Source organism: Aeromonas encheleia, assembly GCF_900637545.1.
GTDB lineage: Bacteria > Pseudomonadota > Gammaproteobacteria > Enterobacterales > Aeromonadaceae > Aeromonas > Aeromonas encheleia.
The window spans coordinates 4,502,501-4,526,715 of sequence record NZ_LR134376.1 but is presented as its reverse complement, the minus strand read 5'-3'; the positions used below and the strand labels follow the sequence as shown (position 1 = coordinate 4,526,715).

25 protein-coding genes (1 of these 25 cut by a window edge) are annotated in these 24,215 nt (G+C 60.8%); 20 read left to right on the top strand and 5 right to left on the bottom strand.

Annotated elements, in window-relative coordinates; all coding sequences use genetic code 11:
* The first annotated feature begins 31 nt into the window (after positions 1 to 31).
* The 14 genes from mnmG to glmU all read left to right on the top strand — a co-directional run bounded on the left by mnmG (position 32) and on the right by glmU (position 12,847).
* Positions 32 to 1,921 carry a tRNA uridine-5-carboxymethylaminomethyl(34) synthesis enzyme MnmG gene (gene mnmG, locus EL255_RS21200; RefSeq protein WP_042651581.1) on the top strand — a complete coding sequence of 630 codons (1,890 nt, stop codon included), beginning with the start codon at positions 32 to 34 and terminating at the stop codon, positions 1,919 to 1,921.
* An 8-nt stretch (positions 1,922 to 1,929) separates the two neighbouring features.
* Entirely contained in the window at positions 1,930 to 2,556 is a 627-nt protein-coding gene (gene rsmG / locus EL255_RS21195) for a 16S rRNA (guanine(527)-N(7))-methyltransferase RsmG (protein WP_042651582.1), read from the top strand.
* 27 nt (positions 2,557 to 2,583) lie between these two features.
* Positions 2,584 to 3,387 (top strand): ParA family protein, encoded by an 804-nt coding sequence (locus tag EL255_RS21190; RefSeq protein WP_042651583.1) that lies wholly within the window; start codon positions 2,584 to 2,586, stop codon positions 3,385 to 3,387.
* Positions 3,384 to 4,292: a ParB/RepB/Spo0J family partition protein gene (locus EL255_RS21185; RefSeq protein WP_042651584.1), complete on the top strand. Its 909-nt coding sequence runs from the start codon at positions 3,384 to 3,386 to the stop codon at positions 4,290 to 4,292. Before EL255_RS21190 ends, EL255_RS21185 begins: the two co-directional genes overlap by 4 nt.
* A gap of 190 nt (positions 4,293 to 4,482) precedes the next feature.
* On the top strand, positions 4,483 to 4,893 hold the full coding sequence (locus EL255_RS21180) for an ATP synthase subunit I (protein WP_042651585.1): 411 nt from the start codon (positions 4,483 to 4,485) through the stop codon (positions 4,891 to 4,893).
* Between the two features lie 8 nt (positions 4,894 to 4,901).
* The gene (gene atpB, locus EL255_RS21175) at positions 4,902 to 5,681 is read left to right on the top strand and encodes a F0F1 ATP synthase subunit A (protein WP_042651586.1); all 780 of its coding nucleotides are present in this window, start codon (positions 4,902 to 4,904) and stop codon (positions 5,679 to 5,681) included.
* Positions 5,682 to 5,742: 61 nt separating this feature from the next.
* A complete protein-coding gene (gene atpE / locus EL255_RS21170; RefSeq protein WP_005307205.1) occupies positions 5,743 to 5,985 on the top strand; it encodes a F0F1 ATP synthase subunit C in 243 nt (80 codons plus the stop codon).
* A gap of 54 nt (positions 5,986 to 6,039) precedes the next feature.
* Positions 6,040 to 6,510 carry a F0F1 ATP synthase subunit B gene (atpF, locus tag EL255_RS21165; RefSeq protein WP_042651587.1) on the top strand — a complete coding sequence of 157 codons (471 nt, stop codon included), beginning with the start codon at positions 6,040 to 6,042 and terminating at the stop codon, positions 6,508 to 6,510.
* Positions 6,511 to 6,523: 13 nt separating this feature from the next.
* A complete protein-coding gene (gene atpH / locus EL255_RS21160; RefSeq protein WP_042651588.1) occupies positions 6,524 to 7,057 on the top strand; it encodes a F0F1 ATP synthase subunit delta in 534 nt (177 codons plus the stop codon).
* 15 nt (positions 7,058 to 7,072) lie between these two features.
* Positions 7,073 to 8,614 carry a F0F1 ATP synthase subunit alpha gene (gene atpA, locus EL255_RS21155; RefSeq protein WP_042651589.1) on the top strand — a complete coding sequence of 514 codons (1,542 nt, stop codon included), beginning with the start codon at positions 7,073 to 7,075 and terminating at the stop codon, positions 8,612 to 8,614.
* Between the two features lie 42 nt (positions 8,615 to 8,656).
* A complete protein-coding gene (gene atpG / locus EL255_RS21150) occupies positions 8,657 to 9,523 on the top strand; it encodes a F0F1 ATP synthase subunit gamma (RefSeq protein WP_042651590.1) in 867 nt (288 codons plus the stop codon).
* 33 nt (positions 9,524 to 9,556) lie between these two features.
* Positions 9,557 to 10,945, top strand: a complete 1,389-nt coding sequence (gene atpD / locus EL255_RS21145; RefSeq protein ID WP_042651591.1) for a F0F1 ATP synthase subunit beta — start codon at positions 9,557 to 9,559, stop codon at positions 10,943 to 10,945.
* 18 nt (positions 10,946 to 10,963) lie between these two features.
* Positions 10,964 to 11,392, top strand: a complete 429-nt coding sequence (locus EL255_RS21140) for a F0F1 ATP synthase subunit epsilon (RefSeq protein WP_042651592.1) — start codon at positions 10,964 to 10,966, stop codon at positions 11,390 to 11,392.
* Positions 11,393 to 11,485: 93 nt separating this feature from the next.
* Entirely contained in the window at positions 11,486 to 12,847 is a 1,362-nt protein-coding gene (gene glmU, locus EL255_RS21135) for a bifunctional UDP-N-acetylglucosamine diphosphorylase/glucosamine-1-phosphate N-acetyltransferase GlmU (RefSeq protein ID WP_042651593.1), read from the top strand.
* Positions 12,848 to 12,908: 61 nt separating this feature from the next.
* Here the strand turns inward: glmU and creD are convergent, their stop codons facing one another.
* The 4 genes from creD to blrA form a co-directional block, all read right to left on the bottom strand.
* Positions 12,909 to 14,258 (bottom strand): cell envelope integrity protein CreD, encoded by a 1,350-nt coding sequence (gene creD / locus EL255_RS21130; protein ID WP_042651594.1) that lies wholly within the window; start codon positions 14,256 to 14,258, stop codon positions 12,909 to 12,911.
* Between the two features lie 123 nt (positions 14,259 to 14,381).
* Complete coding sequence (gene blaOXA, locus EL255_RS21125) at positions 14,382 to 15,176, bottom strand: class D beta-lactamase (RefSeq protein WP_042651595.1); 795 nt, start codon at positions 15,174 to 15,176, stop codon at positions 14,382 to 14,384.
* A gap of 100 nt (positions 15,177 to 15,276) precedes the next feature.
* Entirely contained in the window at positions 15,277 to 16,698 is a 1,422-nt protein-coding gene (gene blrB / locus EL255_RS21120) for a beta-lactam sensor histidine kinase BlrB (RefSeq protein WP_042651596.1), read from the bottom strand.
* A 61-nt stretch (positions 16,699 to 16,759) separates the two neighbouring features.
* The gene (gene blrA / locus EL255_RS21115) at positions 16,760 to 17,434 is read right to left on the bottom strand and encodes a beta-lactam response regulator transcription factor BlrA (protein WP_042651612.1); all 675 of its coding nucleotides are present in this window, start codon (positions 17,432 to 17,434) and stop codon (positions 16,760 to 16,762) included.
* A gap of 123 nt (positions 17,435 to 17,557) precedes the next feature.
* On the opposite strand from blrA, the gene EL255_RS21110 reads away from it, so the two are divergent.
* Positions 17,558 to 18,331 carry a DeoR/GlpR family DNA-binding transcription regulator gene (locus EL255_RS21110; RefSeq protein ID WP_042651597.1) on the top strand — a complete coding sequence of 258 codons (774 nt, stop codon included), beginning with the start codon at positions 17,558 to 17,560 and terminating at the stop codon, positions 18,329 to 18,331.
* 53 nt (positions 18,332 to 18,384) lie between these two features.
* Positions 18,385 to 20,217: a glutamine--fructose-6-phosphate transaminase (isomerizing) gene (glmS, locus tag EL255_RS21105; RefSeq protein ID WP_042651598.1), complete on the top strand. Its 1,833-nt coding sequence runs from the start codon at positions 18,385 to 18,387 to the stop codon at positions 20,215 to 20,217.
* A 71-nt stretch (positions 20,218 to 20,288) separates the two neighbouring features.
* Here the strand turns inward: glmS and EL255_RS21100 are convergent, their stop codons facing one another.
* Complete coding sequence (locus EL255_RS21100) at positions 20,289 to 21,065, bottom strand: LuxR family transcriptional regulator (RefSeq protein WP_042651599.1); 777 nt, start codon at positions 21,063 to 21,065, stop codon at positions 20,289 to 20,291.
* Positions 21,066 to 21,277: 212 nt separating this feature from the next.
* Between EL255_RS21100 and EL255_RS21095 the strand changes: the two genes are divergently transcribed.
* The 4 genes in view from EL255_RS21095 to EL255_RS21080 are tightly spaced (each overlapping or abutting the next) and all read left to right on the top strand, a layout consistent with a single transcriptional unit that may run on beyond the window.
* Positions 21,278 to 22,039 carry a DUF3450 domain-containing protein gene (locus tag EL255_RS21095; protein WP_042651600.1) on the top strand — a complete coding sequence of 254 codons (762 nt, stop codon included), beginning with the start codon at positions 21,278 to 21,280 and terminating at the stop codon, positions 22,037 to 22,039.
* Complete coding sequence (locus tag EL255_RS21090) at positions 22,036 to 23,331, top strand: MotA/TolQ/ExbB proton channel family protein (protein WP_042651601.1); 1,296 nt, start codon at positions 22,036 to 22,038, stop codon at positions 23,329 to 23,331. Before EL255_RS21095 ends, EL255_RS21090 begins: the two co-directional genes overlap by 4 nt.
* The gene (locus EL255_RS21085; RefSeq protein ID WP_042651602.1) at positions 23,328 to 23,858 is read left to right on the top strand and encodes a MotA/TolQ/ExbB proton channel family protein; all 531 of its coding nucleotides are present in this window, start codon (positions 23,328 to 23,330) and stop codon (positions 23,856 to 23,858) included. The genes EL255_RS21090 and EL255_RS21085 overlap by 4 nt, the downstream gene beginning before the upstream one ends.
* Positions 23,855 to 24,215, top strand: partial view of an ExbD/TolR family protein gene (locus EL255_RS21080; protein WP_042651603.1) — the 5' portion only. The gene runs 41 nt beyond the window's last position; only the first 361 of its 402 coding nucleotides appear in the window; its start codon is at positions 23,855 to 23,857; its stop codon lies beyond the right edge, outside the window. The genes EL255_RS21085 and EL255_RS21080 overlap by 4 nt, the downstream gene beginning before the upstream one ends.

The window sequence follows — 24,215 nt, the reverse complement described above, 5'->3', positions numbered from 1 at the left end:
TCTTCAGGCGTGCAGATCAAGGTGATCCCCAATGCAATACCATGAACAATTTGATGTGATCGTCGTCGGTGGCGGTCACGCAGGAACCGAAGCAGCAACAGCGGCCGCCCGCATGGGTCTCAATACCCTGTTGCTGACCCACAACATCGATACGCTGGGGCACATGTCCTGTAATCCGGCGATCGGCGGGATCGGCAAGGGACACCTGGTCAAGGAAGTTGACGCCCTGGGCGGGATCATGGCGCGTGCCATCGATCTTGGCGGGATCCAGTTCCGTACCCTCAACTCCTCCAAGGGACCGGCGGTACGAGCCACTCGCGCCCAGGCGGATCGTCTGCTCTACAAGGCCGTGGTTCGCCAGACTCTGGAGAACTACCCCAACCTGAAGATCTTCCAGCAGGCCTGTGATGATCTGATCATGGACGGGGATCGTGTCGCTGGTGTCGTCACCCAGAGCGGGATCCGCATCAGCGGCAAGACGGTGGTGCTGACCGTCGGCACCTTCCTGAACGGCCTGATCCACATCGGCATGGAAAACTACAAGGGCGGCCGCGCCGGGGATCCTCCCTCGATCGCCCTGGCCCAGCGGCTGCGTGAGCTGCCGCTGCGCATCGATCGTCTCAAGACAGGCACGCCGCCGCGCATCGATGCCCGCACCGTCGATTTCTCCGTGATGCAGCAGCAGCACGGTGACGATCCCCGCCCGGTCTTCTCGTTTATCGGCGATGCCAGCCAGCACCCACGCCAGGTGCCCTGCTACGTCACTCACACCAACGAGCAGACCCACGAGGTGATCCGCAACAACCTGGATCGCAGCCCCATGTACGCCGGGGTGATCGAGGGGATAGGCCCCCGTTACTGCCCGTCGATCGAGGACAAGATCACCCGTTTCGCGGACAAGACAGCGCACCAGATCTTCGTCGAGCCGGAAGGCCTGACCACCCACGAACTTTATCCGAACGGGATCTCCACCAGCCTGCCATTCGATGTGCAGGTGCAGATCGTCCGTTCGATCCGCGGCTTCGAGAATGCCCATATCACCCGTCCCGGCTACGCCATCGAATACGACTTCTTCGATCCGCGGGATCTCAAGGCCAACATGGAGAGCAAGTGCATCGCCAACCTGTTCTTCGCCGGCCAGATCAACGGCACCACGGGCTATGAAGAGGCGGCGGCCCAGGGGCTGATGGCCGGCTTGAACGCCGGTCTGCGTGCCCAGGGCAAAGAAGCCTGGCACCCCCGCCGGGATCAGGCCTACATGGGCGTGATGATGGACGATCTCTCCACCCTGGGGACCCGCGAGCCCTACCGCATGTTCACCAGCCGCGCCGAATACCGCTTGCTGCTGCGTGAAGACAACGCCGATCTGCGCCTGACCGCCGTCGGCCGTGAGCTGGGTCTGGTGGATGACGAGCGCTGGAGCAAGTTCAACGCCAAGATGGAGCAGGTTGAGCTGGAGCGTCAGCGCATGCGCTCGACCTGGATCCACCCGCAACACCCGTCACTGGAGGCGGTCAACGCCCTGGTGAACACCCCCTTGACCCGCGAGCAGAGCCTGGAAGAGCTGCTGCGTCGGCCGGAGGTGACCTACGATGCCCTGATGGCCATCGAAGGGGTGGGCCCGGCGCTGGAAGATACGGCGGCGGCGGATCAGGTGGAGATCCAGATCAAGTATGCCGGCTACATCGAGCGCCAGCACGACGAGGTGGAGAAGCAGCTGCGCAACGAGAACACCCTGCTGCCGCTGGACATGAACTACCGCGACGTGAATGGTCTCTCCAACGAGGTGATCGCCAAGCTGAGCGATGCCAGGCCGCAGACCATAGGTCAGGCCTCCCGCATCTCCGGCATCACCCCGGCGGCCATCTCCATCCTGCTGGTTCACCTGAAGAAACACGGCCTGCTGCGTAAAACCGCCTGAGGATCCCCATGCTGGAAAGATTGAACGGCCTGCTCATGCAGGCCGGTATTGTTATCACCGACCATCAAAAGAGCCAGTTGGTACACTTGGTCGAGTTGCTGCACAAGTGGAACAAGGCTTACAATCTCACCTCGGTGCGAGATCCGGACGCCATGCTGGTCAAGCATATCCTCGACAGCCTGGTGGTGAGCCCGCACCTGCACGGTGAGCGTTTCATCGATGTGGGCACCGGCCCCGGCCTGCCCGGCCTGCCGCTGGCCATCATCAACCCGGACAAGCAGTTCGTGCTGCTCGATAGCCTGGGCAAGCGGATCAACTTCATCCGCCAGGTGATCCAGGAGCTGGGACTGACCAATGTGACGCCAGTCAAATCCCGGGTTGAAGAGTATCAACCGGAAGTAGGGTTCGATGGGGTACTCAGCCGGGCCTTTGCCTCCCTGGAGGACATGCTCACCTGGTGTCACCATCTGCCGTCGCCTCAGGGCAGCTTCCTGGCACTCAAGGGGCAATATCCCGAGCAGGAACTGGCGCAGTTGCCCGCCAGCATCCGTCTGGTCGCCACCCATCAGCTGGTGGTGCCGGAGCTGGAAGGTGAACGTCATCTGCTGGAGTTTAAAGCCATCCAGCCCGAATAGGGCCGCCGTATTCATTTAGGGGATAGTGTGGGAAAAGTCATTGCCATAGCCAACCAGAAGGGTGGAGTGGGTAAAACTACCACCTGTGTGAATCTGGCCGCCTCCATGGCCGCCACCCGGCGCAAGGTGCTGGTGATCGATCTGGATCCGCAGGGCAATGCCACCATGGGCAGCGGTGTCGACAAGTACGAAGTCGAACGCACCGCCTATGAACTGCTGATCGACGATGCTCCCATCAACGAGGTGATCATCACCGAGACCTCGGGTGGCTATCACCTCATCGCCGCCAATGCCGACGTGACGGCGGCGGAAATCCGTCTGATGGAATTCTTCGCCCGCGAGCTCCGCCTGCGCAATGCGCTGGCCTCGGTGCGGGACAAATACGACTACGTCTTCATCGACTGCCCGCCTTCCCTCAACATGCTGACCGTCAACGCCATGGCCGCCGCCGACTCCGTGCTGGTGCCCATGCAGTGCGAGTATTACGCGCTGGAAGGGCTCACCGCCCTGGTCGACACCATCAGCAAGCTGGCGGCCGTGGTCAACCCGGAGCTGAAGATCGAGGGGGTGCTGCGCACCATGTTCGATCACCGCAACCGGCTGGCCAATGATGTGTCCGATCAGCTGAAACAGCACTTCGGGGACAAGGTCTATCGCACCATCATCCCCCGTAACGTAAGACTGGCTGAGGCCCCGAGCTTCGGTGCCCCGGCCATGCACTATGACAAATCATCGGTGGGGGCCAAGGCTTATCTGGCCCTGGCTGGCGAGATCCTGCGTCGTCAGGAGCAGGAACCACAGCCGATCACCGCAGACCGAGAGCGCATATGACTCTGAAGAAACGTGGGCTGGGCAAGGGGTTGGATGCCCTGCTCAGCACCAGCACGGCCGCCCGCCAGAAACAGGTGATGAGCGATCAGCGTACCGAGCAGGCCATGGCGCCCACCAACCAGGGCGAGCTGCGCAAACTGCCGCTGGAGTGGCTGCAGTCCGGCAAGTACCAGCCGCGCAAGGACATGTCGCAGGATGCGCTGGAAGACCTGGCCAACTCGATCCGGGCGCAAGGTGTGATTCAGCCGATAGTGGTACGCTCCATCGGCGAGAACCGTTTCGAGATCATCGCCGGTGAGCGGCGCTGGCGCGCTTCCCAGCTGGCCCGGCTTGAGGTGGTGCCCTGCATCGTCAAGGATGTGCCCGACGAGGCCGCGGTGGCCATCGCGCTGATTGAGAACATCCAGCGCGAAGATCTCAACGCCATCGAAGAGGCGGTCGCCTTGCAGCGGCTGCTGACCGAATTCGAGCTGACCCACCAGCAGGTGGCCGAGGCGGTGGGCAAGTCCCGCACCACAGTGACCAACCTGCTGCGCCTCAACCAGCTCAACGAGGATGTGAAGCGGTTCGTCGAGCACGGAGACCTCGACATGGGCCATGCCCGTGCCCTGCTGGCCCTGAGCGGCCCGGCCCAATCCGAGCTGGCCAAGCTGGTCGCCCAGAAGGGGCTGACCGTACGAGATACCGAGAAACTGGTGCAAAAAGCGCTGGATCCGGCAAAAACCAAGGTTGAACCCGTCCGCGATCCCCAATTCGGTTACATCGAGCGCCAGATTTCAGAAAAAATTGGCAATCAGGTACAACTTCAACCGGGCAAGCAGGATAGCGGTAAGTTAGTAATAAGTTACGATAACTTAGCGGGTTTGGACCGCTTACTGTGCTATTTTGGCCTGTCAGAATCGTGATTTTTACGCTTTTTGTAGTAATAAAACATCCATTCCTTTTGATATGAACATAACCTTAATTTCGCGCGGAAAGCCGCAAAAATTAAGGATTTTTGCCATGTTGCAATAGCTGTCTTCACGGGTATAATTTGACCGGCTTTTAGAGCTGTGAACCTGGGGTCTTCGGATCCCGATTTTTTACAGTTCTGTAATGTTCAGGGGTAGGTTGGTGAAACAGAAAATAGCCTTGGAAGGTTTGACGCTAGCCTTGGCTATGCTCGTTTGTCAGCTCATCCTGATCCTGGCGATCAGTTCCGTCTGGTTTTATCAGGCGGGGGCGTTCGCCGGACGTTCCTCCCTCTATGGGGGCGGAATGTACTGGGTTCCTCAAGCCCTGTTTACACTCTGGGTTCTGCGCCGCAAGGTGACGAAGGAGAGTGTGGGCCTGGTTTTGCGGGACTTTTATGGTGGGGCAGGGATTAAGCTCATTACTACAACAGGACTTTTCGCCCTGATGTTTGGCTCCGGGATCGAGGTCGACACCGTCTCGTTCTTCGCCACTTATATCCTCGCCCTCGTTGTACAGTGGATAGTTTCATTCACGCTTAACAACCACTATTAGGAAAACTCATGTCTGCAACCGGAGAAGTCCTGACTCCTCAGGGATATATCTCCCACCACCTGACCCACCTGCAAGTCGGGTCCGGGTTCTGGACGGTGAATATCGACTCTATGATATTTTCCGTCTTGCTAGGCGCCCTGTTTATCTGGTTGTTCCGCCGCGTGGCCGTCAAGGCTACCAGCGGTGTACCCGGTAAGCTGCAGTGCTTTGTGGAGATGCTGGTCGAGTTTGTGAATGGTAACGTCAAAGACATCTTTCATGGTCGCAACAAGGTCATCGCACCTTTGGGCCTGACGGTGTTTGTGTGGATCTTCCTGATGAACCTGATGGATCTGATCCCCGTTGACTTTATCCCTCACGCTGCACAGTTGATGGGTGTTCCCTATCTGCGTGTGGTTCCCTCTGCTGACGTTAACATCACCATGTCCATGGCTTTGGGCGTGTTCTTCTTGATCCTGTATTACAGTATCAAGGTCAAGGGTATCAGCGGATTCGTGAAGGAGCTGACGCTTCAGCCTTTCAATCACCCCGCTGCCATCCCGGTTAACTTCATCCTTGAAACCGTCACGTTGATTTCCAAGCCTGTTTCTTTGGGTCTGCGACTGTTCGGCAACATGTATGCTGGCGAACTGATCTTTATCCTTATTGCGGGTTTGTTACCCTGGTGGTCACAGTGGATCCTGTCCGTGCCTTGGGCAATTTTCCACATCCTGATCATCACTTTGCAGGCGTTTATCTTCATGGTTCTGACCATCGTCTATCTGTCGATGGCACAAGAAGACCATTGATGATGCAACTCAAATAATCCTTTTTATACAATCAATTACATCTAAATAAATGGAGATCCTCATGGAAAACTTGAACATGGACCTGCTGTACATCGCTGCTGCAATGATGATGGGTCTGGCGGCTATCGGCGCCTCCATCGGTATCGGTATCCTGGGTGGCAAGTTCCTGGAAGGTGCGGCTCGTCAACCTGACCTGATCCCTGTTCTGCGTACCCAGTTCTTCATCGTTATGGGTCTGGTAGATGCGATCCCGATGATTGCCGTTGGTCTGGGTCTGTATGTGATGTTTGCGGTTGCTGGCTAAGTCGTTGCGACTCTCCAGGCATAACCCATTAACTAACTTAAGAGGACATCGGCTGTGAATATCAACGCCACCCTCCTCGGCCAAGCAATTGCTTTTTTCATCTTCGTAGTGTTTTGCATGAAGTACGTATGGCCGCCGTTGATCGCTGCCATCGAAGCCCGTCAGAAAGAAATTGCTGATGGTCTCTCTTCTGCCGAGCGTGCCAAGAAAGATCTGGATTTGGCCAAGGCCAACGCCACCGATCAGCTGAAAGAAGCCAAGCACCAGGCTGCCGAAATCATCGATCAGGCCAACAAACGCAAGGCCCAGATCATTGATGAGGCCGCTGTCGGCGCTCAAGCAGAGCGGGAAAAAATCCTGGCTCAGGGCCGTGCAGAGATCGAAGCTGAACGTCATCGTGCCAAAGAAGAACTGCGCAAGCAGGTTGCTGCTCTTGCCATCGCGGGTGCAGAGAAGATCCTGGCACGCCAAATCGACCAGGCTGCCAACAGCGACATCGTCGACAAACTGGTAGCAGAACTGTAACGGGAACGGGGCTATGTCTGAACTGACTACTATCGCTCGCCCCTACGCCAAGGCTGCTTTCGAGTTTGCCGTTGAGCACAAGGCGGTTGACCAATGGCTGGAGATGCTCGGCTTCGCTGCACAAGTTGCAGAGAACGAGACCATCCACGTTCTGGTTAACGGCTCCATGGCTGCCGAAGAGCTTGCAAATCTGTTTGTGGGCGTCTGCGGTGAGCAGCTCAACGAGCATGGTCAGAACCTGATCCGGGTGATGGCCGAGAATGGTCGCTTGGGTGTGCTGCCGGCTGTCGTTGCTGAATTTGTAGCGCTCAAGGCTGAACTGGACAAAGAAGTTCAGGCTGACGTGATTTCGGCGATCGAACTGACCGACCAGCAGAAAGCCAATATTCAGGCTTCTCTGGGACAACGTCTCGCGCGCAAAGTGAAGCTGAATTGCAGCACAGATGCGTCCTTGATGGCCGGGGTGCTCATCAAGGCCGGTGATCTGGTTATCGACGGCACTGTCCGCGGTAAGCTGGATCGCATGGCCGATGCGCTGCAATCTTGATTGGGGTATTAGAGCATGCAACTGAATTCCACTGAAATCGCCGAGCTGATCAAGCAGCGCATTGCGCAGTTTGATGTCAAAAGCGAAGCGCGTAACGAAGGTACCATCGTCTCTGTGAGTGACGGTATCATTCGTATCCACGGCCTGGCCGATGCCATGCAGGGTGAGATGATCGAGCTGCCGGGCAACCGCTTCGCTCTGGCATTGAACCTGGAGCGTGACTCCGTTGGTGCCGTAGTAATGGGTCCCTATGCCAACCTGGCGGAAGGGATGAAAGTCAAAGGTACCGGCCGTATTCTGGAAGTGCCGGTCGGTCGTGGTCTGTTGGGCCGGGTGGTCAACACCCTGGGTCAGCCGATCGACGGTAAGGGTCCGGTAGACAACGACGGCTACTCGCCGATCGAAGTCATTGCCCCGGGCGTTATCGAGCGTAAGTCTGTTGACCAGCCAGTCCAGACCGGTCTGAAAGCCATCGATTCCATGATCCCTATCGGTCGTGGCCAGCGTGAGCTGATCATCGGTGACCGTCAGGTAGGTAAGACCGCCATCGCGATCGACACCATCATCAACCAGAAAGACTCCGGTATTAAGTGTGTCTACGTTGCGATTGGCCAGAAGGCCTCCACCATCGCCAACGTGGTGCGCAAGCTGGAAGAGCACGGCGCACTGGCCAACACCATAGTGGTGGTTGCCTCTGCTTCCGAAGCCGCCGCCCTGCAGTACCTGGCTCCTTATGCCGGCTGCTCCATGGGTGAGTACTTCCGTGACCGCGGTGAAGACGCGCTGATCATCTATGATGACCTGTCCAAGCAGGCCGTAGCCTATCGCCAGATCTCCCTGCTGCTGCGCCGTCCGCCAGGACGCGAAGCCTACCCGGGCGACGTGTTCTATCTGCACTCCCGTCTGCTGGAGCGTGCTTCCCGCGTCAACGTCGAGTACGTCGAGAAGTTCACCAAGGGCGCCGTGACTGGCCAGACCGGTTCTCTGACCGCGCTGCCGATCATCGAAACCCAGGCCGGCGACGTGTCAGCGTTCGTTCCGACCAACGTGATCTCCATCACCGATGGCCAGATCTTCCTGACCACTCAGTTGTTCAACTCCGGTATTCGTCCGGCGGTTGACCCGGGTATCTCCGTATCCCGTGTGGGCGGTGCCGCTCAGACCAAGATCGTCAAGAAGCTGTCCGGTGGTATCCGTACCGCGCTGGCCCAGTATCGTGAGCTGGCGGCATTCGCCCAGTTCTCTTCCGATCTGGACGATGCGACTCGCAAGCAGCTGGACCATGGTCAGAAAGTGACCGAGCTGATGAAGCAGAAGCAGTACTCCCCGATGAGCGTGGCTCACCAGTCTCTGGTGCTGTTCGCCGCCGAGAAGGGCTACCTCGCCGATGTCGAACTGAGCAAGATCGTCGACTTCGAAGCCTCTCTGCTCTCTTACGCCAATACCCAGCATGCCGAGCTGATGGCTGAAATCAATGCCAAGGCCGACTACAACGACGCGATCGTTGGCAAGCTGACTGCGTTGCTGGATGACTTCAAGGCAACCCAGACCTGGTAAGCGTGTGTGGCAGCGCAAGCTGCCACCTGATGGAGAGAAGAGATGGCCGGCGCAAAAGAGATACGTAACAAGATCGGGAGTGTGAAGAACACTCAGAAGATCACCAGCGCTATGGAAATGGTGGCAGCCAGCAAGATGCGCCGTGCGCAGGAACGCATGTCTGCCAGCCGTCCGTACGCTGAAACCATGCGCAAGGTGATCGGCCATATCGCTCAGGGGAACTTGGAATACAAGCACCCCTACCTCATCGAACGTGAGGTCAAGCGAGTGGGTTACATCGTCGTCTCCACCGACCGTGGCCTGTGTGGCGGCCTGAACATCAACCTGTTCAAAGCCGCCCTCAATGAGATGAAGGAATGGAGCGCGAAAGGTGCCAAGGTTGACCTGGCACTGATCGGCAGCAAGGCCTCCAACTTCTTTGAGCGGCACGGCGCCAAGGTGAAAGCCCATGTCTCCGGACTGGGTGACAACCCGAGCGTCAATGACCTGATTGGTTCAGTCAAGGTCATGCTGAAGGCTTACGACAACGGTGAGATTGACAGGCTGTACCTGGTGTACAACAAGTTCGTCAACACCATGGTTCAGCAACCAAAAGTCGATCAACTGCTGCCTTTGCCCGTAACAGAAGACAGCAAGCTGAACAAGAAGAACCACTGGGATTACCTCTATGAGCCGGATCCCAAGCAGCTGCTGGATACCCTGTTGATTCGTTATGTCGAATCCCAGGTGTACCAGGGTGTGGTAGAAAACTTGGCCAGTGAACAGGCAGCCCGAATGGTTGCCATGCAAGCCGCGACTGACAACGCCGGTAACCTGATTAACGATCTGCAACTGGTGTACAACAAGGCCCGTCAGGCCAGTATTACCCAGGAACTGACAGAGATCGTATCCGGTGCTGCTGCGGTGTAAGGCAAGGGTTATCAAAGATTTAGAGGATTTGACATGAGTAACGGTTTCATCGTCCAAATCATCGGCGCTGTAGTGGACATCGAGTTCCCGCAGAATGCCGTGCCCCAGGTGTACGATGCACTGAAGGTCATCAGCGAAGGCCAAGGCCAGGGTCTGGTACTGGAAGTGCAGCAACAGATCGGCGGCGGCGTCGTTCGTTGCATCACCATGGGTTCCTCCGACGGTCTGCGTCGTGGGTTGGAAGTAGTTAACAGCGGCAAGGCCATCCAGGTACCGGTTGGTACCTCGACCCTGGGTCGTATCATGAACGTACTGGGCGAGCCCATCGACGAGAAGGGTCCGATCGGCGAAGAAGAGCGTTGGTCCATCCACCGCGAAGCCCCCAGCTACGAAGATCAGTCCAACAGCGCCGAGCTGCTGGAGACCGGCATCAAGGTTATCGACCTGGTTTGTCCGTTCGCCAAGGGTGGTAAGGTCGGTCTGTTCGGTGGTGCCGGTGTCGGCAAGACCGTCAACATGATGGAGCTGATCCGTAACATCGCGATCGAACACAGCGGTTATTCCGTGTTCGCCGGGGTGGGTGAGCGTACCCGTGAGGGTAACGACTTCTACCACGAGATGATGGAGTCCAACGTACTGGACAAAGTATCTCTGGTGTACGGTCAGATGAACGAGCCGCCCGGAAACCGTCTGCGCGTGGCGCTGACCGGTCTGACCATGGCCGAGAAGTTCCGTGACGAGGGTCGTGACGTGTTGTTCTTCGTGGACAACATCTACCGTTATACCTTGGCCGGTACCGAAGTATCCGCACTGCTTGGCCGTATGCCGTCTGCAGTAGGTTACCAGCCGACCCTGGCCGAGGAGATGGGCGTTCTGCAAGAACGTATCACCTCCACCAAGACCGGTTCCATCACCTCAGTCCAGGCCGTTTACGTGCCTGCGGATGACTTGACCGACCCGTCTCCGGCGACCACCTTCGCCCACCTGGATGCGACCATCGTTCTGTCCCGTCAGATCGCGGCACTGGGTATCTACCCGGCCGTTGACCCGCTGGACTCCACCTCCCGTCAGCTGGATCCGCTGGTGGTAGGCAAGGAGCACTACGAGACCGCTCGTGGTGTGCAGATCGTGCTGCAGCGCTACAAAGAGCTGAAGGACATCATCGCCATCCTGGGTATGGATGAACTGTCAGAAGAAGACAAACTGACCGTATCCCGTGCCCGTAAGATCGAGCGTTTCCTGTCCCAGCCGTTCTTCGTGGCCGAAGTATTTACCGGTTCTTCCGGCAAATACGTGCCGCTGAAAGAGACCATTCGTGGTTTCCAGGGCATCCTGAAAGGCGAGTACGACGATCTGCCAGAGCAGGCGTTTTACATGGTTGGTAGCATCGACGAAGTCGTCGAGAAAGCCAAGAAACTGTAAGTCTCGATAGGAGGGCCCATGGCTGAGATGATCTCATTTCACCTGGATGTGGTGAGCGCCGAAGGGAAACTATTTTCCGGTCGCGTGCAATCCGCTCAGGTAACAGGCTCCGAGGGTGAGCTGGGTCTCCGTCACGGTCATGCTCCGTTGCTGACTGCCATCAAGCCGGGCCTGGTCCGCTTGATCAAGCAAAATGGTAGCGAAGAGGTGCTGTACATCTCCGGCGGCATGCTGGAAGTACAACCCGAAGCCGTGACCGTGCTGGCCGATACCGCCATTCGTGCCGACGACTTGGATGAGGCGAAAGCCCAGGAAGCCAAGCGCCGTGCCGAAGAGCGGATCAACAGCTCCCATGGTGATATCGACTATGCTCAGGCATCTGCCGAGCTGGCCAAAGCGATGGCCCAGCTGCGGGTTATCGATATCGTCAAAAAGAATTACCGCTAATCACGGTGATGTAAAAAGCGACCTTCGGGTCGCTTTTTTTTTATCCGTTGGATAGACTCCGCCGGGTATTTCCTCATGTTTCAAAGGCTAGCTATGTCTCTCAACGTCGTGATCCTGGCTGCGGGTAAAGGTACTCGTATGCGTTCCGTTCTGCCCAAGGTGCTGCACCCGGTAGCCAACAAGCCCATGGTGTCCCATGTCATCGAGACCGCTCGCCAGATCGGTGCCGAGCAGTTGCACCTGGTCTATGGCCACGGCGCCGAGCTGCTGAAGGAGCGGATCGCCGCCCCGGACCTGAACTGGGTGCTGCAGGCGCAGCAGCTGGGCACCGGCCATGCGGTCGCCCAGGCCATCCCGTTCTGGCAGGACGAAGACGACGTGCTGGTACTGTACGGCGACACCCCGCTGATCCAGCCGGAGACCCTGCAACGGCTGCTGGCCGCCAAGGCTGACGACGGCATGGCGCTGCTGACCGTGGTGCTGGACAACCCGACCGGCTATGGCCGCATCGTGCGTGCCCACGGCCAGGTGGTCGGCATCGTCGAGCAGAAGGATGCCAACACCGAGCAGTTCGCCATCCGCGAGGTGAACACCGGCGTGCTGGTGGCCAAGGGTGCGCAGCTGCGCGGCTGGCTGTCCCGTCTGGACAACAAGAATGCCCAGGGCGAGTTCTATCTCACCGACGTGATCGCCATGGCCCATGGGGATGGCTGCCCCATCGCCGCCGTCCACCCGGACAGCGCCATGGAAGTGGAGGGGGCCAACAACCGGGTCCAGCTGGCGGCGCTCGAGCGCAGCTATCAGAAGATGCAGGCCGAGAAGTTGATGATCGCCGGCGTCACCCTGATCGATCCGGCTCGCTTCGATCTGCGCGGCACGCTGGAGATAGGTGAAGAGGTGGTGATCGACGTCAACGTCATCATCGAGGGCAAGGTAAAGCTCGGCAACCATGTGCGCATCGGCGCCGGCGCCGTGCTGAAGGATTGCGAGATAGGCGATCACAGCGAGGTGAAGCCCTACTCCGTCATCGAAGGCGCCCAGGTGGCCGATCAGTGCTCGGTGGGCCCCTTCGCCCGCCTGCGTCCCGGCGCCGTGCTGGAGCAGGACGCTCATGTGGGCAACTTCGTCGAGATGAAGAAGTCCCGGCTCGGGGTTGGCTCCAAGTGTGGCCACTTGACCTATCTGGGGGATGCGGACATCGGCGCCAGGGTGAACATCGGCGCCGGCACCATCACCTGCAACTACGATGGGGTGAACAAGTTCCAGACCATCATAGAGGATGATGTGTTCGTCGGCTCCGATACCCAGCTGGTGGCGCCGGTGCGCATCGGCAAGGGGGCGACCCTGGGGGCGGGCTCCACCATCACCAAGGACGTGGCCGAGCACGAGCTGGTCATCACCCGGGTACCCCAGCGTCACATCAAGCACTGGGCCCGCCCGGTGAAGAAGAAGTGATGCCCGATCAATGAAACAAAACCGGCGCCCAAGGGCGCCGGTTTTGTTTTTGGCTTGTCGGCTATGACTCGCGGGTGGAGGAGGACGTGTCCATCATCTGGTACCAGTCCAGCTTGCGGGTCAGCATCATGATCAGCGCCAGTATGGCAAACAGCAGCAGGGCGCCGAGCAGCAGGGCTATCTCCTCCGCCTGCAGCAGCCCGAACAGGATGGCGTAGACCAGTCCGAGCAGGGCCGCGAAGCCGAGCCCCTGACGCGGCCCGCCCAGCACATGGCTCAGGTAGAAGCCGTTGAGCGCCACGCTGGCGAGGCTGGCGATGAGATAGGCCAGGCCAAAGCCGAGGTGCTCGGTCAGCGCCAGCAGCACCAGATAGAAGATGACCAGCCCCATGCCCACCAGCGCGTACTGGATCGGGTGAACCCGCAGCCCTTTGAGCAGCTCGAACATGAAGAAGCTGAGGAAGCTGAGGCCGATGAACAGCAGGGCATACTTGGCGGCCCGCTCGTTCTGCTGATAGTGATCCACCGGCTGCACCAGGCTGACGCTGAAGGTCGGCAGCTCGGCCCCCACCCCCTTCATCATGCGGTTGAAGCGCGTCTCCATGTCGGTGGCGAACCAGCTGGTCTGCCAGCTGGCATCGAAGCCCTGTTCGTTCAGGGTGCGGCTGCCCGGCAGGAAATCGCCGATGAAGTTGGGATGGGGCCAGTTGCCGCTTAGCCGAAGCTTGCTGTCCTGGCCGAGGGGCACCACCTCCAGCGCGTTCATGCCCTGCAGATCCAGCTCGATGTGAAAGCGCCCGTCCTCGCCGGGCAGGGCCTCCAGCGGAGCATGAATGCCAGCCATCCCATCCCCCAGCAGGGCGCCGGGCGCGAAGGGGATGCGCTGCTCCCCGAGCCGCAGCTCGGGCACGCTGTTGATGCCGCGCGCATCGGACAGCACCAGGCTGAGGTAGGGCTTGCCCGGGATCAGGGAGGGATCCGCGCCGTCAAAACTCAGATCAGGGTTGCCGGCCACCAGCGCCTTGCCGGTCAGGCTCGCCGGCAAGCGGCCGGAGAGGGAGAGGCGGCTGTGATAGACCTGAGCCTGATAGATGCCGAGCTTGCGCGGGGTGACTTCCATGCTGGCCAGCACATCCAGCTGATCCGGCAGCAGGTAGCGATAGACCCGCTCCTCGCGCACGAAACGCTTGCCGTCCTGCTCCACCGTGATGGCCCTGGTGTAGGGTTGCACCAGCACGGGTCCCAGCAGCCGTTGCGGGCCGCTGCTGCTGGCCATGATGCTGTGGATGGCCTGGCTGCGATAAGCTTGGCGTTCCCGGTTCAACTCCATGATGGAGTGAACGGGGATCATCAGCAGCAGGCTGAGCAGTAGCAGCAGGACAATCTTGTGGGTGAGTATCTGTTTGACCATGACGCATCTCCTTGTTGATGGGCGCCATGGTGCAGAGTCAGGGTGAAGGGGTGATGGGGCCCTGTGAAGTGAGGGTGAAGGGCAATAAAAAAACCGGCGCCAGGCGCCGGTTGGGGGAAGGGGTTACAGCTTCTTCAGCTGCGCCGGCAGGGCGGCGAACACCTCTTCCTTGGCTCTGAGCGAGGCAAACTGTTTGCCCGGCTTCTGGATGACGGTGTGGACGAAGATGAGCTTCTTGTCCTGCTTGCTGGCCCAGCCGACGAACCAGCCGATCTGCTGCTCCCGGTTGAGGCTGCCATCCAGCAGCTTGGGATAGCCCATGCCGGTCTTGCCGTGGATCTGCCAGCCATCGATGTCCGGTTGGCGCAGTATGGCGCTGGTGTGGTTCAGGGTCTGGGCTGAGACCGGCAGCTTGCCGCTCACCAGCTTGCCGAGGAAGCGGGCCTGCTCCTGCGGGCTGATGGCGAGGCTGGAGCTGAGCCAGGCCTGGGTCAGACCGTCGTGCTTGCCCGGGTTGCCCGCGAGATCCCGGTTGCCGTAGTCGAAGCGGTCGACGTATTGCTGGAGGCGCGCCGCCCCGAGCCACTCGGTGAGGCGCTGGGAGTACCAGATGACAGAGTACTTCATCCAGCTGCTTGGGCTGGTGGTCTCCCGCCACTCGGGCAGAAAGTCGGCATCGCCGGGTTTGAACGGCAGGGCCGGCAGCTGTTCATCTACCAGGAAGCCGCTGTCATAGCCCATCAGGGCCAACGGGATCTTGAAGGTGGAGGCGGGTGGCAGCTGGCTGGCGCAGTCACCCTCGGCGCTGAGAGGTTTGCCTGTGCCATCGGCAAACAGCAGGCAGCCGGAGGCAGCGCTGGTGGGCAATGAGCAGAGCAGGCCGGCGGCGAGCAGGCCGGACAGCAGGATGCGGGACATGAATATCTCCTTGATTCATCTGAATGCGCGTCTATGCCCCTGGTGGGGCAAGCTCTCGAGGAAGCACAGCCTAGCGTCGCTCTGTGTGCTCGGTGTGAAGTCAGCCGGCCGGCAGCCACAGCTCGGCCAGCACCCCGCCTTCCGGCAGGTTGCCCAGGGTCAGTCGGCCGCCGTGCTGGCGGGCCACCTCGGCGGCAAAGCTGAGCCCGAGGCCGCTGCTCTTGCCCTTGTCGGGCCTGGGCAGGGAGTAGAAGCGCTCGAAGATCCGCGGCAGCGCATAGTCCGGGATGCCGGGCCCCTGATCCCGCACCCGGAAGCAGTAGCCGTCGGCGCTCATCTCGCCGCTCAGCCAGACTCGGCCGCCCAGGGGGGAGAAGTCGAGGGCGTTATCCAGCAGGTTGCCGAGGGCCTGCTCCACCAGCAGGGGATCCCATCGCTGCTTGGGGGCCTCGCCGAGCTCGGCCTGCAGGCTTATCTGGCGACGCTCAGCGACTATCTGGCGGGCATCCAGGGTCCGCCTGCCCAGCCTGGCGGGCGCGATGGCCTGTCTGTCCAGCCCCTGACCCGATTCGAGGCGCGCGAGCTGCAGCATGCGCTCGATCAGCCGCTGCATGCGGGCCGTCTCCAGGTTGATGTTGCCGATAAAGCGCTGGGCGACCTCCGGTGGTGGCGCCTCGGCCAGTATCTCCCCTGCCCCGCGAATGGCTGCCAGCGGGCTCTTCAGCTCGTGGGTCAGGCTGTGCACATAGGTTTCGATGTAGGACTTGCCGTCGAGTTGGCGGCGCATGGTCTCCAGGGAGCGGCCGAGCCGGTCCAGCTCCGGGCTGTGGAGCCTGGGCAGGCTGGCGGGCTGATCCTGACTGACCGCATCGGCGTAGTGCACCAGCTTGCCGATGGCGCGGGTGAGCCACCACACCAGCAGAGCGCCGATCAGCAGCGCGAGGCAGAGCAGCACCGCCGCCCCCTGCAGCAGCTGGCGCTCGCTGCGTTCTATCATGGGCAGCAGGGTGCGGTTGGGCTTGGCGACCGTGAGGGAACCCAGGATCTCGTCCCCTTCGCGCAGGGGGGCGGCCACGTGCATCACCGAACTGGCGGGATCGTCAGGATCGCTGCGGGTGCTGCGGGCGCCATACTCCCCGCGCAAGGTGCGGTAGACGTCGTTCCAGCGGGAATAGTCCTTGCCCAGATCCACCCCGTCCGAGTCATAGACCACCTTGCCCTTGGCGTCGACCACATAGATGCGGTACTCCGCATGCTGCTTGAGGTGGCCGTCGATCAGGGCGTTGATGGGGCTCTGGTTGAGGCGGGCAAAGGCGCTGGCCAGCCGGCCATCCGCCATCTTCCCCTCCTGCAGATCGTCCAGGGCCAGGGGGGCCAGCAGCTGGGCCATGTCCACCAGGGTATCCTCGGTGGCACTGCGCACCCCGGGTTTGATCTCCTCGACGAAGATCTCCAGCACGAACCAGGCGGCCAGGGCGAAGATCAGCACCAGACCGCACAGCAGTTGCAACCCTATCCTCATGGTCGTCCCCCTCGGTGGTTCCGCTGCCCTGGCCTACCTGGCCGTTGCGATCCCCTGTGGTTCATGCCAGCTCCAGGCTGTAGCCCAGCCCGCGGTGGGTCAGGATCAGGTTTGCCTCGGCGTCCCGCTCCCGCAGCTTGGCGCGCAGGGTCTTGATGTGGGTGTCGACGGTGCGATCCAGGCTCTCTTCGGCTCCGCTCCACACCAGGTCCATCAGCTGCTGGCGGGAGTAGACCCGGCCCGGCGCCTGCATCAGGGTCTTGAGCAGCAGGTATTCGTAGCGGGTGAGATTCAGGGGCTGACCGTGGAAGCAGATGCGGGCCCGCTCCTCGTCCAGCGCCAGTAATTGGCTCGGTTGGGGGATTATGGGCTGGCTGCGGCGCAGTATCACCCTCACCCTGGCGCACACCTCCCGCGGCGAGAAGGGCTTGGCCACGTAGTCGTCGGCCCCTATCTCCAGCCCGATCAACCTGTCTATCTCCTCGCTGCGGGCGGTGAGAAACATCAGGGGAGTGTCGGTCAGGGCCCGCACCTGCTTGCACAGCTCGAAGCCGCCGATGTCTGGCAGCCCCACATCCAGGATCAGAAAATCCGGTCGCGACCGTTCCAGTCGCGCCAGCAACGGCTGGCCGAGGGGGAACCACTCCACCTCGAAACCGTCGGTCTGCAGCGCATAGATCAGGGTATCGGCGATGCTGGCTTCATCTTCCACCAGCCAGATGACTCGTTTTTGCATGGCGTCCTCGTCGCAAATCGGCCTGCCCATTCTGGCATCGAACCAAATTGGATCCTATTTGCGGTTTTATTTTTCCAAAAAAGGCGCTAACATTTCGAAATTCTTTCGAATCGAAACTTTAAGATGACCAAACGCAATACTCAACAGCGTCGCCACACCATAGTGACCCTGGTGCAGGAACAGGGCGAAGTGAGCGTCGATACCCTCGCCAAACACTTCTCCACCTCGGAGGTGACCATCCGCAAGGATCTGGCCGTGCTGGAAACCGGTGGCCTGCTGCTGCGCCGTTACGGTGGTGCCGTGCCCCTGCCGAGCGAGATGGTGGTCGACAGCAATCCGGAGCAGGTTTCGAAACGAAAGCTGGCCATCGCCCGCGCCGCCGCCGAGCGCATCCGCGATCATAACCGCGTCATCATCGACAGCGGCAGCACCACCAGTGCCATGATCCCCATGCTGGGCAACAAGCGCGGCCTCATCGTCATGACCAACTCCCTCAACGTGGCCGGCGCCCTGCGCGAGCTGGAGAACGAGCCCACCCTGCTGATGACCGGCGGCACCTGGGATCCCCACTCCGAATCCTTCCAGGGCCAGGTGGCGGAGCAGGTGCTGCGCTCCTACGACTTCGACCAGCTGTTCATCGGTGCCGATGGCATAGACCCGGAGCGAGGCACCACCACCTTCAACGAGCTGGTGGGCCTGTCCAGGGTGATGGCCGAGGTGTCCCGCGAGGTCATCGTCATGGTCGAGTCGGAGAAGATAGGCCGCAAGATCCCCAATCTGGAGCTGCCCTGGGCACAGATCCATACCCTGGTCACCGACGCCGGCCTGGCCGACGAGACCCGGCAACTACTCGAATCCAAAGGGGTGACGCTGATCTGCGCCCCCCTCGCAGGTTGAATCTCGCCTGCTATCCCATTGTTTGTTAACAGTTCAAGTTCAAGGAGAAGTCTATGTGTGGCATCGTCGGGGCCGTGGCCCAACGTGATGTGGCTGAAATTCTGGTGGAAGGCCTGCGCCGTCTCGAGTACCGCGGTTATGACTCCGCCGGGGTGGCCGTGTTCAGCGCCAACCAGCCGCTGCAGCGGGTGCGTCGTCTGGGCAAGGTGGCCGAACTGGCCAAGGCGCTGGAAGAGCAGTCCGTCCACGGCGGCACCGGCATCGCCCACACTCGCTGGGCGACCCACGGTGAGCCGTCCGAGCGCAATGCCCATCCCCACGTCTCCGAACATATCGTGGTGGTGCACAACGGCATCATCGAGAACCACGAAGAGCTGCGCAGCAGGCTGCAGGGCATGGGTTACGAGTTCAGCTCCGACACCGACACCGAGGTGATCGCCCATCTGGTACACCACGAACTGAAATCCGCCCCCAGCCTGCTGGCCGCCATGCAGGTGGCGGTGAAGCAACTGCGTGGCGCCTACGGCACTGTGGTGATGGATAGCCGCGACGACAGCCGCGTGGTGGTGGCCCGCTCCGGCTCCCCGCTGGTGATCGGCCGCGGCATCGGCGAGAACTTCATCGCCTCCGATCAGATGGCGCTGCTGCCGGTGACCCGCCGCTTCATCTTCCTGGAAGAGGGGGACGTGGCCGAGGTGACCCGTCGCGACGTGCACATCTTCGACACTCACGGCGACGCCGTGGTGCGCGAGGAGCTGGAGTCCGAGCTCTCCCACGATGCCGGTGACAAGGGCGAGTACCGTCACTACATGCTCAAAGAGATCTACGAGCAGCCCAAGGCCATCACCAATACCCTGGAAGGCCGCCTCGGCAGCGATCACGTGGTGGTCGAGTCGTTCGGCAACGGCGCCCGGGCCATCTTCGACCAGGTCGAGCACATCCAGATCGTCGCCTGCGGCACCTCCTACAACTCCGGCATGGTGGCCCGCTACTGGTTCGAAGAGATCGCTGGTGTCTCCTGCGACGTGGAGATCGCCTCCGAGTTCCGCTATCGCAAGTCGGTGGTGCGCCCCAACAGCCTGCTGGTGACCCTGTCCCAGAGCGGCGAGACCGCCGATACCCTGGCCGCCCTGCGGCTGGCCAAGGAGTCCGGCTACATGAGTTCGCTGGCGATCTGCAACGTGCCGGGCTCCTCCCTGGTGCGGGAATCGGATCTTGCCTTCATGACCCGGGCTGGGGCCGAGATCGGCGTCGCCTCCACCAAGGCCTTCACCACCCAGCTGGCCGGCCTGCTGATGCTGGTGGCCTCCGTCGGTCACTGCCGTGGCAACCTGAGTGCCGCCGCCGAGTCCGAGCTGGTCAAGGCGCTGCAAGCCCTGCCGCTGCGCATCAAGGAGAGCCTGGCGCTGGCCAAGCAGATCGAGACCCTGGCCGAAGAGTTTGCCGACAAGCACCACAGCCTGTTCCTCGGCCGTGGCAGCCAGTACCCCATCGCCATGGAGGGGGCACTCAAGCTGAAGGAGATCTCCTACATCCACGCCGAGGCTTATGCGGCCGGTGAGCTCAAGCACGGCCCGCTGGCGCTGATCGATGCCGAGATGCCCATCATAGTGGTGGCACCGAACAACGATCTGCTGGAGAAGCTCAAGTCCAACGTGGAAGAGGTGCGCGCCCGTGGCGGCATCCTCTACGTGTTTGCCGATGCGGATGCCGGCTTCAAGAGCGACGAGACCATGCGGGTGATGAGCCTCAACCACGTGGAAGAGATGATCGCCCCCATCGTCTACACGGTGCCGCTGCAGCTGCTCTCCTACCACGTCGCCCTGATCAAGGGCACCGACGTGGATCAGCCGCGCAACCTGGCGAAATCCGTGACCGTGGAATAAGCCATTGTCGGAAATGAAAAAAGAGCCGCATTGCGGCTCTTTTTTATGGGCTCGTCTGGCCGGATAGCCGGCTATGACAGCCGCAGGTTGGTGATGGTCACATCGTTCAGCGAGGGCACTATGATGCCGCTGGAGATGCTCTTGGCGATCGCCTGGTTGCGGTTCTTCGAATCCGTCTTGTTGGTGACCTGGTTGAGGTGGAAGTTCACGGTGCGCTCGCTGATGCCGAGTATGGTGGCGATCTCCCAGGAGGTCTTGCCCTCGCTGGCCCAGAACAGGCACTCCTTCTCCCGATCCGACAGCTCGGCCAGGCATTTCATCAGATCCGGCCTGCTCTTTATCAGTTGTAGTGCCGAGTTGAAGATGTAGCTGGCGCAGAACGACAGCAGGGGAACGTTTTCAAACATCAGGTCGGAGTTGGACTTCTCCTTGCTGATGAAGGAGAGGATGCCATGTTCCCCCTGGGGGGTATGCAGCGGGAAGGAGACGCCGTTGCGCACCCCGAAATCGGCGGCGAGGTTCATCACCTCCCGGCTGGCGCTGGGCAGCCAGGGCGAGTCGCAGTCGAGCTTGTTCCAGAAGATGGGCTGGGTCTGCTTCAGTCCCAAGAAGACCACAGGATCCTGGGTCAGGTAGTGCCGCTCCGTGTAGGCATCAAACCAGCTGGTCGGACAGTTGTTGAACAAGGCTACGTGGGATTTTTGCATGCTGATGGGGAAAATGATCAGCAAACGGAAGTAATCAAATCCCATCTGGTGACTGAAGCGCTCCAGTTGTTGCTGGATATCGCTGGTCTTCTTGGCCTTGGTGAACCGATCTATGTGTTCCCAGATCGCATCGTTAAACATGTCACTCTCCTTTTTCGACCCTTATCGATCCTGATCGAAAAGATATTTTTTAGTTATTTAATGTGGTGTTGTTAGTACCAACGCCAGTAACTCCCGTGCTTGTCTAAAAATTATCCTGTTTTTTCGGCCGCAGGCCAAGGAAATCATCTGATTGCCACTGGCACGACTCTTTGAGACAATGAGAATAGTTATCATTGTTAAGATTATGTACCATGAAAAAGCTCTGGGGTCTGGCCTTGTTGCCATTGGCCGCCCACTTCGTCGCCAGTGCCGACGAACTGGTCGCGCCCGCACTGAAAAACAGCATCGCTGCCGGGAAAGCCTCCCAGCAACGAGTAGAAAAGGCGGCCGATGCGGCCGTTTCCGCCAGGATGGAGCTGCAAAACGCGCAGCTGCAGCTGCGCGATCTGGAAGCCTACAACAGCTACATGCAGTCACTGGTGGCCGATCAGCAAAATGAACTGGGCAAGCTCAGCAGCCAGCTGGCGGCGGTGGAGCAGACCCGGCAGGGGCTGATCCCGCTGATGCTGCAGATGCAGGCCGAGCTGGAGCAGCTGGAGCAGGAGGACATCCCCCTGCGCAAGGACGATCGTCTGGCGCGCATCGAGCAGCTCAAGCTGACCATGGCTCGCGCCGACGTGAGCGAGGCCGAGAAATTCCGCCAGCTGCTGCAGGCCTATCAGATTGAAGCCGAGTACGGCAGTCGGATGGATGCCTATCCCGCTCAGCTGGAGCTGGATGGTGCCGAGCGTCGGGTCGATGTGCTGGCGCTGGGCCGCGTCTCCCTGCTGGCGATGACGGCCGATCGCAGCCAGGCCTGGCGCTGGTCTGCCGAGAGCAAGAAATGGCTGGCGCTCGACAGCCAGTGGCTGGAGCCCATCGCCGAGGCGTTGGACATGGCCGCCGACAAGCGAGTCCCGCAGCTGTTGCATGTGCCCCTGTCTGTCGCGCGTAGCCAGGAGGCTCAGTCATGAAATGGTTCCCCCTTCTTATCACGCTCTCCCTCGGCTCCCACGCGGCCCTCGCCAACGACGACTGGCAGGCGCAGGAGCAGGCTCGTGAGCAGAATGCCCAGCAGGATCTGGCCTCGGTCGCCGATCAGCTGAGCGGTGCTCGCGCCAGGCTGGCCGCAGCCCAGAGCCTGAGCAAGCAGCTGGCCAGCCAGTTTGCCGACAATGAAAAGCAGCTGGTTGAACTCAACGCTCAGTGGGAGCAAGCCTCCGGTGACATGAACGAGATTTTCGCCGTCACCCGCCAGGGGGCGAGCGATGCGGTCAAGCTGCTGGCCGAATCCTCGGTGCAGGGTCAGTTCCCGGATCGACTGGCGGCGCTGAAGGTGCTGGCACAGGACAAGCAGGTGCCGGATCGCGCCGCCCTCGCCCTGTTGCCCGCCACCCTGCTGCAGGAGATCCGCGAATCGGGCCGGGTGGCCCAGTTCAGCGGCAAGGTGCTCGATGCCCAGGGCGCGGCCAGCGAACAGTCGCTGACCCGGATCGGCAGCTTCGCGCTGTTCGGGAGCGCCGGTTTCCTGCAGCCGAGTGGTGAAGGGCTGAGCCCGGTACTGGGTCTGCCCGGCGGCCTGCTGTCCGAACTGACCACCTATCAGGGCAAGGAAGGCGAGGCCCTGCCGCTGGATCCTTCCCACGGCGTGCTGCTCGAGATGCTGGCCCAGGCCCCCACCTTCTGGCAGCAAGTCCAGCAAGGGGGGCAGGTCGGCGCCATCATAGTGCTGCTGGCCTGTATCGGTCTGGGCATTGCCGGGGTGCGGTTGTGGACGCTGTCCCGCGAGCTGACCCTGGTGCGCCGCCAGCTCAAGAGCGGTGAATACCACACCAACAATGCCCTCGGTCGGGTGCTGACAGTGGCAGAGCAACATCCCGAGTTGAGCATGGAGACCCTGGAGCTGCGGCTCGATGAGGCGATCCTGCAAGAGACTCCACGGCTGGAGCGCGGCATCGGCATGGTCAAGGTCATCGCCGCCATTGCGCCCATGCTGGGTCTGCTCGGGACTGTGACCGGCATGATCGGCACCTTCCAGGCCATTACCCAGTTCGGCACCGGCGATCCCAAGATCATGGCGGGCGGCATCTCCATGGCGCTGATCACCACGGTACAGGGGCTGGTGGCCGCCATTCCGCTGATCCTGGCCCACAGCCTGCTGCAATCCCGCTTCACCGAGCTCTCCAATGTGCTGGAGCAACAGGTCGCCGGCATCTTGGCCGAGCGCGCCGAGAGCAACGGAAACGGGATGGAGCGGGTGGCATGATGCTCGACATCTGGCAGCAGTTGCAGAGTTTCATGGGCCGTGGCGGCCCCGTGCTCTGGGTCATCCTGGCCCTGCTGGTGCTGATGTGGATTCTGATGATCGAGCGGCTGCTCTACCTCAACCTGGGCTTTGGCCCGCTGCAGCAGCAGCTGTTCAGTCGCTGGCAGGGGCGCGTCGAGCGCCACAGCTGGCATGCTCAGGCCATTCGTGGCCGCTGGCTGGCCGAGGCCGAGCTGGAGCTCAACCGTCATCTGATCTTCATCCGCACCCTGGTGGTGCTCTGCCCCATGCTGGGTCTGCTCGGCACAGTGACCGGCATGATAGGCGTATTCGATGCGTTGGCCGCCGCCAACCGCTTTAACCCGGAGAGCATGGCGGGCGGGATCTCCCGTGCCACCATCCCCACCATGGCAGGCATGGTGGTGGCGCTGTCCGGCGTGTTGTTACTCAGCCGGCTCGAGAGCCAGGCCAAGCGCGCCTTGGCCAAGACCCGTGACGGCTTGCGAGAAGAGAAGGTAATGCAATGAGACGGCAATCCAAACGCCAGCGCGATGAAGTGCAGATCGACATGACCCCCATGCTGGATATCGTGTTCATCATGCTGATCTTCTTCATCGTGACCACCTCCTTCGTACGCGAGGCCGGACTTGAAGTGCACAGACCCCAGGCCAGTCAGGCCAAGGCCCAGAAATCCTCCAGCATCATGCTGGCGATCGGGGCCCAGGGGCAGATCTTCCTCGATCGCAAACAGGTCGATGTGGAGCGGGTGCAGGCCAGCCTTGCCCGTCTGCTGACGGAGCAACCCGACGCCAGCCTAGTGATCCAGGCCGACGAGCGGGTACCCCACGGTCGGGTGGTGCGAGTGATGGATGAGGCCAAGGCCG

Excerpts from the sequence above, each read along its gene's own strand:
- mnmG (WP_042651581.1), top strand. The coding sequence starts at position 32 with ATGCAATACCATGAACAATTTGATGTGATCGTCGTCGGTGGCGGTCAC.
- rsmG (WP_042651582.1), top strand. The coding sequence starts at position 1,930 with ATGCTGGAAAGATTGAACGGCCTGCTCATGCAGGCCGGTATTGTTATC.
- EL255_RS21185 (WP_042651584.1), top strand. The coding sequence starts at position 3,384 with ATGACTCTGAAGAAACGTGGGCTGGGCAAGGGGTTGGATGCCCTGCTC.
- EL255_RS21180 (WP_042651585.1), top strand. The coding sequence starts at position 4,483 with ATGTTCAGGGGTAGGTTGGTGAAACAGAAAATAGCCTTGGAAGGTTTG.
- atpB (WP_042651586.1), top strand. The coding sequence starts at position 4,902 with ATGTCTGCAACCGGAGAAGTCCTGACTCCTCAGGGATATATCTCCCAC.
- atpE (WP_005307205.1), top strand. The coding sequence starts at position 5,743 with ATGGAAAACTTGAACATGGACCTGCTGTACATCGCTGCTGCAATGATG.
- atpH (WP_042651588.1), top strand. The coding sequence starts at position 6,524 with ATGTCTGAACTGACTACTATCGCTCGCCCCTACGCCAAGGCTGCTTTC.
- atpA (WP_042651589.1), top strand. The coding sequence starts at position 7,073 with ATGCAACTGAATTCCACTGAAATCGCCGAGCTGATCAAGCAGCGCATT.
- atpG (WP_042651590.1), top strand. The coding sequence starts at position 8,657 with ATGGCCGGCGCAAAAGAGATACGTAACAAGATCGGGAGTGTGAAGAAC.
- atpD (WP_042651591.1), top strand. The coding sequence starts at position 9,557 with ATGAGTAACGGTTTCATCGTCCAAATCATCGGCGCTGTAGTGGACATC.
- EL255_RS21140 (WP_042651592.1), top strand. The coding sequence starts at position 10,964 with ATGGCTGAGATGATCTCATTTCACCTGGATGTGGTGAGCGCCGAAGGG.
- glmU (WP_042651593.1), top strand. The coding sequence starts at position 11,486 with ATGTCTCTCAACGTCGTGATCCTGGCTGCGGGTAAAGGTACTCGTATG.
- creD (WP_042651594.1), bottom strand. The coding sequence starts at position 14,258 with ATGGTCAAACAGATACTCACCCACAAGATTGTCCTGCTGCTACTGCTC.
- blaOXA (WP_042651595.1), bottom strand. The coding sequence starts at position 15,176 with ATGTCCCGCATCCTGCTGTCCGGCCTGCTCGCCGCCGGCCTGCTCTGC.
- blrB (WP_042651596.1), bottom strand. The coding sequence starts at position 16,698 with ATGAGGATAGGGTTGCAACTGCTGTGCGGTCTGGTGCTGATCTTCGCC.
- blrA (WP_042651612.1), bottom strand. The coding sequence starts at position 17,434 with ATGCAAAAACGAGTCATCTGGCTGGTGGAAGATGAAGCCAGCATCGCC.
- EL255_RS21110 (WP_042651597.1), top strand. The coding sequence starts at position 17,558 with ATGACCAAACGCAATACTCAACAGCGTCGCCACACCATAGTGACCCTG.
- glmS (WP_042651598.1), top strand. The coding sequence starts at position 18,385 with ATGTGTGGCATCGTCGGGGCCGTGGCCCAACGTGATGTGGCTGAAATT.
- EL255_RS21100 (WP_042651599.1), bottom strand. The coding sequence starts at position 21,065 with ATGTTTAACGATGCGATCTGGGAACACATAGATCGGTTCACCAAGGCC.
- EL255_RS21095 (WP_042651600.1), top strand. The coding sequence starts at position 21,278 with ATGAAAAAGCTCTGGGGTCTGGCCTTGTTGCCATTGGCCGCCCACTTC.
- EL255_RS21090 (WP_042651601.1), top strand. The coding sequence starts at position 22,036 with ATGAAATGGTTCCCCCTTCTTATCACGCTCTCCCTCGGCTCCCACGCG.
- EL255_RS21085 (WP_042651602.1), top strand. The coding sequence starts at position 23,328 with ATGATGCTCGACATCTGGCAGCAGTTGCAGAGTTTCATGGGCCGTGGC.